The organism is Bradyrhizobium sp. 141 (genome assembly GCF_023074055.1).
In the GTDB taxonomy this organism is placed as follows: domain Bacteria; phylum Pseudomonadota; class Alphaproteobacteria; order Rhizobiales; family Xanthobacteraceae; genus Bradyrhizobium.
Map to the genome: position 1 here is coordinate 217,703 of NZ_JADPKR010000002.1, position 13,089 is coordinate 230,791.

At 65.0% G+C, this 13,089-nt stretch carries 13 protein-coding genes; 6 read left to right on the forward strand and 7 right to left on the reverse strand.

Going from position 1 to position 13,089, the window contains the following annotated elements:
* Positions 1–176 precede the first annotated feature (176 nt).
* Entirely contained in the window at positions 177–1,316 is a 1,140-nt protein-coding gene (locus tag IVA81_RS01010; RefSeq protein WP_247310915.1) for an FAD-dependent monooxygenase, read from the forward strand.
* Positions 1,313–2,926, forward strand: a complete 1,614-nt coding sequence (locus IVA81_RS01015; protein ID WP_247310918.1) for a benzoate-CoA ligase family protein — start codon at positions 1,313–1,315, stop codon at positions 2,924–2,926. The genes IVA81_RS01010 and IVA81_RS01015 overlap by 4 nt, the downstream gene beginning before the upstream one ends.
* Before the next feature lie 165 nt (positions 2,927–3,091).
* Here the strand turns inward: IVA81_RS01015 and IVA81_RS01020 are convergent, their stop codons facing one another.
* Together IVA81_RS01020 and maiA are read right to left on the reverse strand one after the other, a co-directional pair.
* The gene (locus IVA81_RS01020; protein ID WP_247310921.1) at positions 3,092–3,604 is read right to left on the reverse strand and encodes a MarR family transcriptional regulator; all 513 of its coding nucleotides are present in this window, start codon (positions 3,602–3,604) and stop codon (positions 3,092–3,094) included.
* Entirely contained in the window at positions 3,594–4,226 is a 633-nt protein-coding gene (gene maiA / locus IVA81_RS01025) for a maleylacetoacetate isomerase (RefSeq protein ID WP_247310924.1), read from the reverse strand. The genes IVA81_RS01020 and maiA overlap by 11 nt, the downstream gene beginning before the upstream one ends.
* 85 nt (positions 4,227–4,311) lie before the next feature.
* Here maiA and gtdA point away from each other — a divergent pair, with 85 nt between their 5' ends.
* On the forward strand, positions 4,312–5,352 hold the full coding sequence (gtdA, locus tag IVA81_RS01030; RefSeq protein ID WP_247310927.1) for a gentisate 1,2-dioxygenase: 1,041 nt from the start codon (positions 4,312–4,314) through the stop codon (positions 5,350–5,352).
* 113 nt (positions 5,353–5,465) lie between these two features.
* On the opposite strand, the gene IVA81_RS01035 is transcribed toward gtdA, so the two are convergent.
* The 4 genes from IVA81_RS01035 to IVA81_RS01050 all read right to left on the reverse strand — a co-directional run bounded on the left by IVA81_RS01035 (position 5,466) and on the right by IVA81_RS01050 (position 9,637).
* Positions 5,466–6,287, reverse strand: coding sequence for an ABC transporter permease (locus IVA81_RS01035; RefSeq protein ID WP_247310930.1), 822 nt, complete (start codon positions 6,285–6,287; stop codon positions 5,466–5,468).
* A complete protein-coding gene (locus IVA81_RS01040) occupies positions 6,280–7,053 on the reverse strand; it encodes an ABC transporter ATP-binding protein (protein ID WP_247310932.1) in 774 nt (257 codons plus the stop codon). The genes IVA81_RS01035 and IVA81_RS01040 overlap by 8 nt, the downstream gene beginning before the upstream one ends.
* Before the next feature lie 177 nt (positions 7,054–7,230).
* Entirely contained in the window at positions 7,231–8,235 is a 1,005-nt protein-coding gene (locus IVA81_RS01045) for an ABC transporter substrate-binding protein (RefSeq protein ID WP_247310936.1), read from the reverse strand.
* Between the two features lie 34 nt (positions 8,236–8,269).
* A complete protein-coding gene (locus IVA81_RS01050) occupies positions 8,270–9,637 on the reverse strand; it encodes an FAD-dependent oxidoreductase (RefSeq protein WP_247310939.1) in 1,368 nt (455 codons plus the stop codon).
* 112 nt (positions 9,638–9,749) lie between these two features.
* Here IVA81_RS01050 and IVA81_RS01055 point away from each other — a divergent pair, with 112 nt between their 5' ends.
* Positions 9,750–10,634, forward strand: a complete 885-nt coding sequence (locus tag IVA81_RS01055; RefSeq protein ID WP_247310942.1) for a LysR family transcriptional regulator — start codon at positions 9,750–9,752, stop codon at positions 10,632–10,634.
* Between the two features lie 214 nt (positions 10,635–10,848).
* Positions 10,849–11,103 carry a hypothetical protein gene (locus tag IVA81_RS01060; protein WP_247310944.1) on the forward strand — a complete coding sequence of 85 codons (255 nt, stop codon included), beginning with the start codon at positions 10,849–10,851 and terminating at the stop codon, positions 11,101–11,103.
* Positions 11,104–11,106: 3 nt separating this feature from the next.
* On the opposite strand, the gene IVA81_RS01065 is transcribed toward IVA81_RS01060, so the two are convergent.
* The gene (locus IVA81_RS01065) at positions 11,107–11,910 is read right to left on the reverse strand and encodes an enoyl-CoA hydratase-related protein (RefSeq protein WP_247310947.1); all 804 of its coding nucleotides are present in this window, start codon (positions 11,908–11,910) and stop codon (positions 11,107–11,109) included.
* Positions 11,911–12,062: 152 nt separating this feature from the next.
* Here IVA81_RS01065 and IVA81_RS01070 point away from each other — a divergent pair, with 152 nt between their 5' ends.
* On the forward strand, positions 12,063–13,037 hold the full coding sequence (locus tag IVA81_RS01070) for a ketopantoate reductase family protein (RefSeq protein WP_346659359.1): 975 nt from the start codon (positions 12,063–12,065) through the stop codon (positions 13,035–13,037).
* Positions 13,038–13,089: the final 52 nt, after the last annotated feature.

Below are 13,089 nucleotides of genomic sequence, written 5' to 3' on the forward strand. Positions count from 1 at the left end.
GCCGGCGCGGTTTGGCTATGATTCGGACCTGACGGTTTCGGACATGCGTAGAACGTGTGTCCGAAGATGGGCTTCGACGCGCCCGCGCTTGGCCGATAATTCCGCTGGCGCAGGACGCCGGAGCACATTAGTCTACCCCTAGATAGTAAGTATACTGTCAATTAGGGAGGCAGACGTTGCGGATCGCCGTGATTGGCGGGGGGCCCGGTGGGCTCTACTTCGCCTATCTCTGGAAGAAGCGTCACCCCGAGGATCAGGTCGACCTGTTCGAACAGAACCCGGCCGACGCGACCTGGGGCTTTGGCGTCGTGTTCTCCGACCAGGCCCTGGAATTCCTGCGCGCCGACGACCCCGAAACCGTCGATGCGATCGCGCCGCACATGGAGAGCTGGGAGAACATCACGCTGAACCTCGCCGGCGACAGCGTCGCCATCGACGGGGTCGGCTTCTCCTCGATCGGGCGGCTCGAGCTGCTGAGATTCCTGCAGCAGCGCGCGCTCGACGTCGGCGTCACCCCGCGCTTCGATACGCCGATCCACGCCATCGACCAGCTCAATGGGCACGATCTGATCGTCGCCGCGGACGGGCTGAATTCGCTGGTGCGCCGCGCCTATGAGGGCGATTTCGGCACCTCGCTGTCCTACTCCTCCAACAAGTTCGTCTGGTACGGCACCTCGAAAAGGTTCGATACGCTGTCGCAGACCTTCGTGAAGACCGACCGCGGCGCCTTCAACGCCCATCATTACCGTTACTCGCCGGCCATGAGCACCTTCCTGGTCGAATGCGACCACGCAACCTGGCAGGCCTACGGCTTCGCCTACAAGGACGTCGAACAGTCCAAGGGCGTCTGCGAGGAGGTGTTTGCGGACACGCTCGGCGGCCATTGCCTCGTCTCCAATAAATCGGTCTGGCGCAACTTTCCCTGGGTCTGGAACGAGCATTGGTCGTTCAAGAACATGGTGCTGCTCGGCGATGCCCTGCATTCCGCGCATTTCTCGATCGGTTCGGGCACGCGGCTTGCGATCGAGGACGCCATTGCGCTGGTCAAGGCGCTGGAATCGGATGCGCATCTTGCGACCGCGCTGCATCGCTACCAGGCCGCGCGCAAACCGGTGGTGCAGAAGCTCGTCAATGCCGCGCGCACCTCGGCGTTCTGGTACGAGCACTTTGCCGAGCACATGAAACTCGACCTGATGGATTTCGCCTACAGCTACATCACCCGCTCCGGCCGTATCGACGATTCCCGGCTGCGCGCGATGTCGCCGGCCTTCGCGGCCCGGTACGAGGCGGCCAAAAACGGCGGAGACGAGGCATGAGCAACGAAATTCGCGACCAGGTGCCCGCCGACAGCGAAGGGACACGCGAGATCGGCTTTGCCGTTCCTGACATCTACAACGCCAGCCGCGTGCTGTTCGACAATCTCGGCAAGGGCCGTGGCGACAAGCTGGCGCTGTTGGGGCCCGCGGGGACGCGGACCTATGGCGAGCTCTGCGCAGAGGCGTGCCGCTGGGGCAACGGTTTTGCCTCGCTTGGCCTCACGCGCGGCGACCGTGTGCTCTTGTTCCTCGACGACACCCCCGCATACCCGGCTGCCTTCTTCGGCGCGGTGCGCGCCGGCTTCGTGCCGCTCCTGATCAACACGCTGACGCCGCCGGATCTCTTGCAATTCTATCTCGCCGATTCCGGCGCGGCGGTTGCGGTGGCGGATGCCGAGTTCGCGTCGCGCTTCGATGTGGAGGCGTGCAAGGACACCAACCTGCGCACGCTGATCGTCGTCAACGGAGCGGTGGGCGATCATGCCGCGCCTGCGGCGATCTCTGCCGCAGGGTGGCTCGCGCAATTCCCGGCCGAGCTGGCGGAAGCGGATACCCATCGCAACGAGATGGCGTTCTGGATGTATTCCTCGGGGTCAACCGGACGGCCCAAGGGCATCGTGCACCTCCAGCACGACATGGCCTATAGCGAGGCGGCCTTTGCGCAGAGCGTGCTGAAGCTGACGCCTACCGACATCTGCTTCTCGGTGCCCAAGATCTTTTTCGCCTACGGTTTCGGCAACTCCGTCACCTTCCCGTTCTCAGCAGGTGCGGCGACGCTGCTGTTGCCGGGCCAGCCGAAACCCGCATCGATCTTTTCGGCGATCGAGCAATACAAGCCGACGGTGTTCTTCGGCCTGCCGACGCTCTACACCTCGCTGACCAAGGCCGAGGGCGCGGAGAAGACGAAGTTCTCGTCACTGCGCATGTCGCTCTCCGCGGCCGAGGTGCTCTCGGCCGACGTCTTCAACGGCTGGAAGACGCTCACGGGCCTCGAGATCGTCGAAGGCCTCGGCTCGACCGAGGTGCTGCACATCTATCTCTCAAACCGGCCCGAGCAGAAGAAACTCGGCGCCGCGGGCTTACGCGTCCCCGGTTACGAGGTCGCGCTGCGCGACAAGGACGGACGCGACGTCGGCGACGGCGAGGAGGGCATTTTGTGGGTGCGCGGCGATTCAAACACGCCGCTGTACTGGAACCGGCCGGACAAATCCGCCGAGACGATTCGCGAGGAGGGGTGGATCTACACTGGCGATCGTTTCGTCCGCGATGCCGACGGCTTCCACTTCTTCCGCGGCCGCGCCGATGATCTCATCAAGATCTCAGGCCAGTGGGTCTACCCGCTCGAGGTCGAGCTCTGCCTCGCCGACCATCCCGATATCCGCGAATGCGCCGTGTTCGCCGCCGAGCTGCCGGACCGCCGCATGACGCTGAAAGCCGTGGTGGTGATGAACAATCGCACAGTCAACCAGGGTGACGCGACGCGGCGATTGCAGGATTACGTCAAGGGCAAGCTGCTGCCGTACAAATATCCGCGCGAGGTGATCTTCATCGACGAGTTGCCAAAGACGGGCACGGGAAAGATCGACCGGCAGGCGTTGTTGAGGATGTGAGGCGCGGGGCGGAAATCCACACACCGCAATCGTAGGGTGGGCAAAGCGGAGCGTGCCCACCACTTCTGGTCGGTTGGAGAGAGATCGTGGGCACGGCGCAAAAGCGCCTTTGCCCACCCTACGAGATATGAGCGTGAGGCGCCAACGTCGCCCCACACACTCCCCTCACCCCGCCTTCCCCAGATGCTCCAGCGCATCCTCGGCCCGCAGCGGCACGCGTGACGCTTCGTTGTTGAGGTCGACGAGCTGCACCAGCAGCCCCATCAGCGTCTTGCGCTCCGTGGGCTTCAGCGGCTCCAGTATGCGCGCCTGGGCGCGTTCGACGGCGGGGATGATCTCCCGCAGGATCGCGGCGCCGGATTTCGTCAGGTAGAGCAGCTTGATCCGCTTGTCCTCGGGCGCCGGCTTGCGCTCGATATAGTCCTTGGCCTGCAGCCGTTCGATCACGCTGCCGAGCGTGGAGCGGTCGAACGCGATCACCGCGGACAGCCGCGTGGCGTCGATGCCGGGATGGGTGTGGATCGCGATCAGCGCCGCATATTGCACGGGGGTGAGATCGAACGCCTTGCACTCCTCCATGAAGATCGAGACCGCGATCTGCTGCATGCGCCGGAACAGATAGCCCGGCGCGGCATAGACGGCGTCGATCGTGATCGGAGCGGCAGGCTTACTCGGCATCGGGCTGCTTCTCCGGTGCGGCATCGGCGAAGGCTGGCAGCGCCTTGGCGGCGGCTTCCGCCCTCAGCAGACGCGGATAGGCCGAGACATCGACACCAAAGCGGCGCGCATTGGCGAGCTGTGGCACCAGGCAGAGATCGGCCAGCGTCGGCGCATCGCCAAAGCAGAACGGGCCCGCCTCGTCCCTGCTCAGCGTCTCACAAGCCGACAGCCCCTCGCGGTTGACCCACGCGGCCCAGTCCTGGACCTTCTCCTCGGCAAGGCCGAGCTCGCGCAGCCGCGCCAGCACTTTCAGGTTCTGCACCGGATGGGTGTCGCAGGCGATCGCCAGCGCGAACGCCCTCACCTTGGCGCGCCGCAGCGGATCCTTCGGCAGCAGCGGCGGACTGGGGTGCGTCTCGTCGAGCCATTCGATGATCGCCACCGATTGGGTCAGCACTGTACCCGCATCGTCCTCCAGCGCCGGCACTAAGCCCTGCGGATTGATGGCGAGATAATTAGGGGCGCATTGCTCACCCTTGCGCAAATGATGCGGCAGATGCTCGGCACCGAGCCCCTTGAGGTTCAGCGCGATCCGCACCCGATAGGCGGCGCTGGAGCGGAAATAGCCGTGCAGCTTCATCGGAACCCTCTCTTTCATTCGTCACGTTGACGCTACCTAGATCGTCAGTATACTGTCAATCAACAAAACGATCGGGAGCAGCACCATGGAAGCCGTGACCAAGACGCCGGAACGCGAGGCGTTCTACAGGAAGATCGACGGCGAAAACCTCACCGCGCTGTGGACGGTGATGAGCGATCTGATCACGCCGGAGCCGAGGAGCGGCTGCCGGCCTCACTTGTGGAAATTCGACGTCATCCGCGACTACATGACGGAAGCCGGCAAGCTCATCACCGCCAAGGAGGCCGAGCGGCGCGTGCTGGTGCTGGAGAACCCCGGCCTGCGCGGCCAGTCCAAGATCACGACCTCGCTCTATGCCGGCGTGCAGATGGTGGTGCCCGGCGACGTCGCGCCGGCGCATCGCCACAGCCAGTCGGCGCTGCGCTTCGTGCTCGAAGGCAAGGGCGCCCACACCGCGGTGGACGGCGAGCGCACCGCGATGGAGCCGGGCGACTTCATCATCACGCCGTCGATGACCTGGCACGATCATTCCAACGAGACCAGCGAGCCGATGTTCTGGCTCGACGGCCTCGATATTCCCTTGGTGCAGTTCTTCGACTGCTCCTTCGCGGAAGGCTCGAAAGAAGACCAGCAGAAGATCACGAGGCCTGCCGGCGACAGCTTTGCGCGCTACGGTCACAATCTCTTGCCCGTCGACGTGAAGCGTTCGTCGAAAACCTCGCCAATCTTCAGCTATCCCTATGCCTACACCCGTGAAGCGCTGGAGAAGGCGCGGACGAGCCAGGAATGGGACGCCTGCCACGGGCTGAAGCTGAAGTTCAGCAATCCCGAGACCGGCGATTTCGCGATGCCGACGATCGGCACCTTCATCCAGCTGCTGCCGAAGGGTTTCAAGACCGCGCGCTATCGCGCGACTGACGCAACGGTGTTCTGCCCGATCGAAGGCCGCGGCCGCAGCCGCATTGGCGATGCCGTTTTCGAGTGGGGCCCGCGCGATCTCTTCGTGGTGCCGAGCTGGCACTGGGTGACGCACGAGGCGGATGAGGACGCCGTGCTGTTCAGCTTCTCGGATCGGCCGGTGCAGCAGAAGCTGGATTTGTTTCGCGAGGACAGGGGCAACGCGTGAAGGTCTCGTAGGGTGGGCAAAGGTGCGGCGCGCCGTGCCCACGTCTTCGCGACTCATGAGGAGGTGGTGGGCACGCTTGCGCTTTGCCCACCCTACGGCAGCTGTCAATTTGGCTACCGCCAGTGCAAGAGCCTTGTCTCCAGCCAGCCGATCACCTTCCCCACCACGAGCCCGAACACCGATAGGATCACCACGCCCGCGAGCAGCTGATCGGTCTGCATCAGATTGCCGGCCTGGAGCACGAAGGCGCCGATGCCGTATTGGGCGCCGATCATCTCGGCGCTGACAACGAGGAGGAGCGCGACGGAGGCGGTGATGCGGAAGCCGGCGAGGATCGCGGGCAGTGCGCCCGGCCAGATCACCTTGCGCACGATGGTCGTAAACGGCACGTTGAAGCTCTGCGCCATGCGGATCAAATTGCGCGGCACCGCGTCGACGCCGCTATAGACCGAGATCGCGGTCGAGAAGAACACCCCGAGCGCGATGGTCGCGATCTTCGGCTCTTCGCCGATGCCGAGCCAGAGGATCAGAAGCGGCAGCAGCGCGATTTTCGGGATCGGGAACAGCGCGGAGATGAACGTGATGCCGACGCTGCGCGCGAGCCGCGACAGGCCGATGGCGAAGCCGACCGCGATCCCGGCCGCGGTGCCCAGCAGCCAGCCGACGCCGATACGCAGCAGCGAGGCCGACAAATGTTGCCACAGCGCGCCCGAGATCGCGAGCTGGTAGATCGCGCGCGCAATTGCGAGGGGCGTCGGCAGGAACAGCGCGTTGACGAGGCCCACGCTGCCAGCGGCCTGCCAGATCGCGATGACAAGGGCGAGCGCGATCCAGCCGCCGAACCGGCTCGACGCGGGCACGAAGCCGGCGCCGCGAAAGCGGACGCGCCTTGTCGCGGTATCCTTCGCGCTTTCACCCGCCGCACGATCAAGCATGCTGGACCTCGCGCTCGGCATCGATCGCCTCGTTGCGGATCAGCGACCAGATCTGGTTCTGCAGCGCCAGCAGCTTCTCGCGCGCTTCAGCTTCGCCGCGCGCGGCGCGCGTCATCGGCACGGTCACGACCTCACGAATGCGGCCCGGCCGCCGCGACAACACCACGATGCGGTCGGCGAGCCGCGCCGCCTCTTCTAGATTATGGGTGACGTAGACTGCGCCCATGCCGCCATCGGCGAGCAGGCGGACGAAATCCTCCATGAGCAATTCACGGGTCTGCGAATCCAGCGCCGAGAGCGGCTCGTCCATCAAGAGAATGGCGGGCTTGACTGCAAGCGCGCGCGAAATGCCGACGCGCTGGCGCATGCCGCCGGAGAGCTGCTTTGGATAGGTTTTGCGGAAATCGGTCAGGCTCGTGCGGCGCAAGGCGTCGTCGACCAGCGCGCGGCGCTGCGTGGCCGAAAGCTGGGTGTGCAGCAGGGGGAATTCGACATTCTCCTCGACCGTGGCCCAGGGCAGCAGCGCGAAATCCTGAAACACGAAGGTCAGCGGATTGAGACTGTCCGCCGGCGGCGAGCCGCGCAGCTCGGGCGCGCCCGAGGTCGGCTGCAACAGCCCGCCGAGGATCGACAGCAGCGTGCTCTTCCCACAGCCCGAGGGCCCGACGATCGCCACCACCTCGCCGGCGCTGACGGTGAAGGAGACATCGTCGAGCACGGCGAGATCGCCGAAGCGGTGGGTGATGTGGTTGGCGATCAGGTCCATGCGCTACGCGCCTCCAACCCTTGACCCGTCATCCTGAGGTGCGAGCGAAGCGAGCCTCGAAGGATGCACGGCCCGGATGCAGCTCGGCCGTGCATCCTTCGAGGCTCGCAGCGCAGTGCAGACGCACTGCGCTACTCGCACCTCAGGATGATGGGGAGAGAGGCGCGCGCACATCGATCAATCCGCCTTCACATAGTCCTTGGCGATGATCGCATCCGCGTCAAAGCCCTTGTCGGCAAAGCCCTGCTCCTGCAGCCATTTGATCTGGTTGTCGACGTTCTTCACGTCCAGCTTGCCGTCGGGATCGATATAGGCGCAGTTACCGACCACCTGCTCAACGGGCAAATTGGTGTATTTTGCGATGATCTCCAGCAGCGGCTTGGTCTTGTCGTTGATCGGCGCGACGCCGTCCTTCATCGCGGCGAGGATGACGTCGTGATATTCGCGATCCGCTTTGGCGAGCGCGCCGAGCAGTTTTGTCACCAGCGCCTTGTTGGTCAGCGTCTTGGGCGAGGCGAACACCGCGCCCAATTGCCAGGGCGTCTCGTCGCCGACCCAGCCCAGGAACTTCGCGCCGCCCTCATCCATCAGCTTTCGCGCCGTGGAAATGGGAAGCAGCGCCGCATCGACGGTCTCGCCCTTCAGCGCAGCCGCCGCATTCGACAGTGATTGCAGCGGCACGATCTTCACCTCCGCAAGCTTGAAGCCGTATTTGTCGGCGAGCAGGCCGAGCGAATAGTGGAAGCTCGATCCGACCTGCGTCATCGCCACGCGCTTTCCGGCGATATCCTTGGGCGTCTTCAGCCCGGCCGCGTAGGCGTTGTTGCTGGCGAAATAGCCGATCAGGGGATAGCCGGCCTTCTCGCGGCTCATGCCGCCGATCACCTTCAGCGTGCCCTTGCCGGCGAGATTGTAAAGACCGGCGGTGAAGGCGGTGATGCCGAAATCAACGTCGCCCGAGGTGGTGGCGACAGCAATCGGCTGCGCCGCATCGAAGAATTTCAGCTCGACCTCCAGGCCGACTTCGCGGAAATAGCCCTTGTCCTGCGCGATGAAGACGGGCGCGGAGGAGGACAGGCGCAGCACGCCGATCCTGGCCTTGAGCGCATCCTCGGCCCGGGCCGTGCCCATTGCCATGACCGCCAAAAGACTGGCTGCCGCGAGCCGCGCAATCCCGATCATCCCGTGTCCTCCCTCGTCGTTTCTCAGCGGTCCGTTACAGGCCCTCAGGGACGGGTTGATCCCGCCCGATGAAGGCGCCCTGTTGTTTCAACGTTTCCTGCAATTTTTCAACGCGGATGTCACGCGGGATCCTGTTTCCGGACAGCGCCAGCGCGGCGGCGGAACCGGCGGCCTCCCCCATCACGAAACAGGCACCGGAAACCCGTGCCGCTGACTGGCCCTCATGGGTCATCGAGGCGCAGCGCCCGGCGACCAGGAGATTGTCGACGCCTTCGGGCACCAGCATCCGGTACGGCAGCTCGTTATAGCCGCGCGAGTCCGGGATCGGCGGAAAGGTGAAGACGACGTCGCCGGGCACATGGGCCTCGATCGGCCAGCCATTGACGCCGATGGAATCCGTAAACGAGGCGCAGCCGAGCACGTCCTCGCCGCTGAGCTGATAGCCGCCCTTGATGCGGCGGGTCTCGCGGATGCCGAGCTGCGGCGGCAGATCGACGATGTAGGACTTTTCGAAGCCCGGCACGGTGCTGCGCAGGAACTCGAACGCGGCGAGCGCCTGCTTGCGGCCCTCGATCTCGCCGCGGGTGAGATCGTCCGGCTCGACGCCGTTGATGGCGTGGCCGTCCTCGCGCGCCACCTGCGTGAAGTTCACCCGCCATTCGATGCCGGATTTTTGCGGTCGCACGATCGCGCTTTTCCGCGGAAATTTGTGAGTGCCGGCCGCGATGGCCTTCTCCATCAGTTGGGGAATGGTCCGCCAGGCATCGCCGGCTTTCTCGGGATCGATGCCGTTGAGGCGGAGCATCATCGAGGGATACAGCGGATGGCCGTGTTCGTCGCCGATCTCGAACGGCGCACCGGCCCAGACCGCGAGGTCACCGTCGCCGGAGCAGTCGATGAAGATCTCCGATCGCACCGCCTGCCGTCCGGCCTTGGTCTCGACCATCAGCGCGTCGATGCGGCTGTCATCGCTCATCACGACACCGGCACCGAGCGCGTGGAAGAGAATGTGCACCTTATGGCTGGCGAGAAGCTCGTCGGCCGCGATCTTGTAGGCGGCGGTGTCATAGGCCTGGGCGAAGACCTTGCCGAGGATCAGATGCGGCGTGTTGAGGCCGTTCAGCCGATCGATCCGCGCCAGGAGCTCCGACGCCATGCCCTGCACCAGCCGACGATGCTCGCCGTAGACATTGCCATGCAGGCCGCAGAAATTGGTGACGCCGGCCGCGGTGCCCATGCCGCCGAGAAAGCCGTAGCGCTCGATCAAGAGCGTCTTCCGCCCGGCGCGCGCGCTTGAAGCCGCCGCAACGATGCCGGCCGGACCGCCGCCGAGCACGACGACTTCGTATTCGCCATAGAGCGGCACCTGTCGTGCCGGTTCTTCGATCATTGTGGCCCGCATGGCGCGTCCGCTCCCGAAAATCTCTTGCTTGGGGCCGACTATGAATTAACGCGCACCAAGCTACAATCCACCAAAATACGCGATCAGCTTTCGCGAATCGAGAAAGGTCGACATGGACATCCTGGTGAACCTGCAGGCCTTCCTCGCCACCGCGGATGCGGCTGGTTTCTCCGCCGCTGCGCGAAAACTCGATGTCTCGACGTCGGTCGTGGCCAAGCGCGTCACCCAATTGGAGGCGCGGATTGGCACGCCGCTGTTTCATCGCTCGACCCGGCAATTGCGCCTGACCGAAGCCGGACAGCGTTACGTGCACCGCGCCCGCAGCGTCGTCACCGATGCCACCGACCTGCTCTCGCGCATGGGCGAGAAAGGTCACGATCTCGTCGATCACCTTCGCATCAAGGCGCCGACCTCGCTGACGGTGGCACGCCTCGCCGATGCCTTCAGCGCGTTCCAGACCGAGAACCCCAGGCTCAAGCTCGATATCGTGCTGATCGATCGCCCGGTCGATCCTGTGACCGAAGGCTTCGACATCGCCATCGGCGCTTTCCCGCATTCGTTCGGCGGCGTCGTCGACGAGCCGCTCTGCGCGCTGAAGCGGCTGCTCTGCGCCTCGCCGGCATACTTGAAAAAACATGGCACGCCAAAACATCCGCGCGATCTGGTCGAGCATCGCTGCCTCAGCTTCCTGCCGACCGGCCCGGAATGGGTCTTCGACGGACCGCGCGGGCGCATCAGCATTCAGGTCACCCCACTGCTCTCCTCCAACGAGGGACACGTGCTGGCGCGCAGCGCCATCGCCGGCAACGGCATCGCGCTGCTCTCGCACTATCTCGTGGCGGATGCGCTGCGAGACGGCACGCTCAAACCGGTGCTGCGCGACTTTCCGATTCCGGAATTGTGGGTGAAGGCCGCAATCCCCGAACGGCGACGCAATGCCGCCGCGGTGCAGGCGCTGCTGACACTGCTGAAAACGTCACTGGCACCGTCGTTGTAGGCCGCGCGCCCGTAGCCCGCATGAGCGAAGCGATATGCGGGAACGCTCGCGGAATCCCGGATATCACTTCGCTCATCCGGGCTACAGGCTATCACAGGATGGCAGTTGCTCTCGGACGATGGACCTGAGAGAAGGACCGCCAAGCTCCGCTGTCGTCGCCCGGCTTGACCGGGCGACGACAAGCAACTTCGTTCAACGAATGGATACGACACTCTTGAAGTTCTCTCTCCCCGCCCTGCTCGCCCTCGCGATCTCCACCGCTCCCGCCGCAGCCGTGGAGCAAAACTGCCGCTTCATCCAGGCCAAGCCCGAGCGCGAATCCTGCTACAGGCACCAGGAGGACGAGCTTGCGGCAAAGCGCAAGCCTGCGCCGCCACGCGAGAGCACGACGCTCGAATCGCTCAAGCAGATGCGGCAGGACGACGACGCGGTCTATCGCAGCATCAACAACATCTGCCGCGGCTGCTGACGCTCAGCCTTTCCCGCCGCCCCACTTCGCCGCCCGCTTCTCCGCGAACGAGGCCAACCCTTCCGCGGCCTCCGCGCTCTGGCGCTTGAGCGAATGCAGGTGCACCAGCCGCGTGTAGGCGGCATCGTCCACCGCCATGCCGCCGAACGAGCTCTCCAGCGCGAGGCGCTTGGTCTCGGCCATCGCATCGGGTCCGTTGGCGAGCAATTGCTCGACCAACTTGCTGCCTGCGGCCTCGAGTTCGGCGAGCGGCACCACCTCGTGGACGAGACCGATGCGGCGGGCGTCCTCGGCGCCGAAGCGTTCGCCGGTCAGCGCGTAGCGGCGGACCTGCCGCACGCCGATGGCGTCGCAAAGCTGCGGGATGATGATCGCCGCCGTCAGGCCCCAACGCACCTCGGTGATGGAGAACAGCGCATTGTCCGCGGCAATCACGACATCGCAGGCCGCGATCACGCCGGTGCCGCCGCCAAAGCAGCCGCCCTGCACCAAGGCGACCGTCGGGATCGGCAGCGTGTTGAGCCGCTGCACGGCCTCGAAGGTCGCGCGCGAGGCGGCTTCGTTCGCCTCAGCCGATTGCGGGCGCACGCCGTTGATCCATTTCAGGTCTGCGCCGGCCTGAAAGTGCTTGCCGTTGCCCCGGAGCACGACGACGCGAAGATTCGGCTTTTTGCCGAGATCGTCCATGGCCGCGAGCACGCCCGCGATCAGCGCGCCGTCATAGGCATTGTTGACCTCCGGCCGGTTCAACGTGACGGTCGCAACCCCACGCTCATCGAGGGTCCACAGGACGGGGCTGGCAGTCATCGGCGATCCTCCGGTCAGTTGCTTGGCACGCACTATGGCCGAGGCAACGCATCCCGATCCATATCTTTCCAGCGTGGGGCGGTCGCGCCCATCGCATGGCGGCTTGTGTCATGCTGCCGCCCGACGGCACCCAGGGACAGGACGGAATCATCATGCGCATCTGCATTTTCGGCGCGGGCGCCGTCGGCAGCCACATCGCGGTCCGGCTGGCGCGTGCCGGCCATGAAGTCTCGTGCGTCATGCGCGGGGCGCATCTCGAGGCAGTGCGCGCCAATGGCCTGAAGCTCCGCGTCGGCGATTCCGAGGTCAGTGCCAAGGTGAACGCCTCAGGCGATCCAGCCCAGCTCGGTCCGCAGGACGTGGTCATCAGCACGCTGAAGGCCACGGCACTCACCGGGCTTGTTTCCAGCATCAAACCGCTGCTTCAGGACGACACCGCGATCATATTCGCGCAGAACGGCATCCCCTGGTGGTACGGGATCGGCCTGCCGCCGCGGCACCCGACGCCGCCGGACATTTCCTTCCTCGACCCCGGCGGACGCCTGCGCGCCTGCATTCCGAAGGAGCGGATCATCGGCGGCGTCGTCTTCTCCTCCAACGAGGTGACCGGGCCCGGCGTGGTGCACAACCTCACCCCGGACCGCAACCGTCTGCTGATCGGCGAATGCGACGACCGCAATTGCGAGCGGATCACCAAGCTGCGCGGCGTCTTCAACGATGCCCGGCTGGAATCGCCGCCGGTGGCCGAGATCCGCGAGGCGATCTGGTCAAAGCTGCTGACCAACATGTCGCTCTCGGTGCTGTGCCTGCTTACCGGCCAGACCGCGCGCGGCGTGCGCGACGACCCCGCCTTCGCTGAGGTCATTCCGCGCATGCTGAACGAGGCCAACGATATCGCCCAGCACTTCATTCCCGAGGTCAAGCGCGTCACGCGCAGCGGCCCCGCCCCCAACCACAAGCCCTCATTGCTGCAGGACTACGAGCTTGGCCGCGCCATGGAGATCGACGTGCTGGTCAGGGCGCCCGCCGCCTTCGCGCGCACCGCCGGCCTGTCGACGCCGACGCTCGACCTGATCGCCGCGCTGGCGATCCAGAAGGCGCGCGACAAGGGGCTGTATTCCGCGTGAAGCGCGATGCGCTTCACGTTATTTTTTGAGCATGATCTTCTCGTAAAACCGC

Coding starts and splice junctions, on each gene's coding strand:
- IVA81_RS01015 (WP_247310918.1), top strand. CDS start 1,313: ATGAGCAACGAAATTCGCGACCAGGTGCCCGCCGACAGCGAAGGGACA.
- IVA81_RS01020 (WP_247310921.1), bottom strand. CDS start 3,604: ATGCCGAGTAAGCCTGCCGCTCCGATCACGATCGACGCCGTCTATGCC.
- maiA (WP_247310924.1), bottom strand. CDS start 4,226: ATGAAGCTGCACGGCTATTTCCGCTCCAGCGCCGCCTATCGGGTGCGG.
- gtdA (WP_247310927.1), top strand. CDS start 4,312: ATGGAAGCCGTGACCAAGACGCCGGAACGCGAGGCGTTCTACAGGAAG.
- IVA81_RS01035 (WP_247310930.1), bottom strand. CDS start 6,287: ATGCTTGATCGTGCGGCGGGTGAAAGCGCGAAGGATACCGCGACAAGG.
- IVA81_RS01040 (WP_247310932.1), bottom strand. CDS start 7,053: ATGGACCTGATCGCCAACCACATCACCCACCGCTTCGGCGATCTCGCC.
- IVA81_RS01045 (WP_247310936.1), bottom strand. CDS start 8,235: ATGATCGGGATTGCGCGGCTCGCGGCAGCCAGTCTTTTGGCGGTCATG.
- IVA81_RS01050 (WP_247310939.1), bottom strand. CDS start 9,637: ATGCGGGCCACAATGATCGAAGAACCGGCACGACAGGTGCCGCTCTAT.
- IVA81_RS01055 (WP_247310942.1), top strand. CDS start 9,750: ATGGACATCCTGGTGAACCTGCAGGCCTTCCTCGCCACCGCGGATGCG.
- IVA81_RS01065 (WP_247310947.1), bottom strand. CDS start 11,910: ATGACTGCCAGCCCCGTCCTGTGGACCCTCGATGAGCGTGGGGTTGCG.
- IVA81_RS01070 (WP_346659359.1), top strand. CDS start 12,063: ATGCGCATCTGCATTTTCGGCGCGGGCGCCGTCGGCAGCCACATCGCG.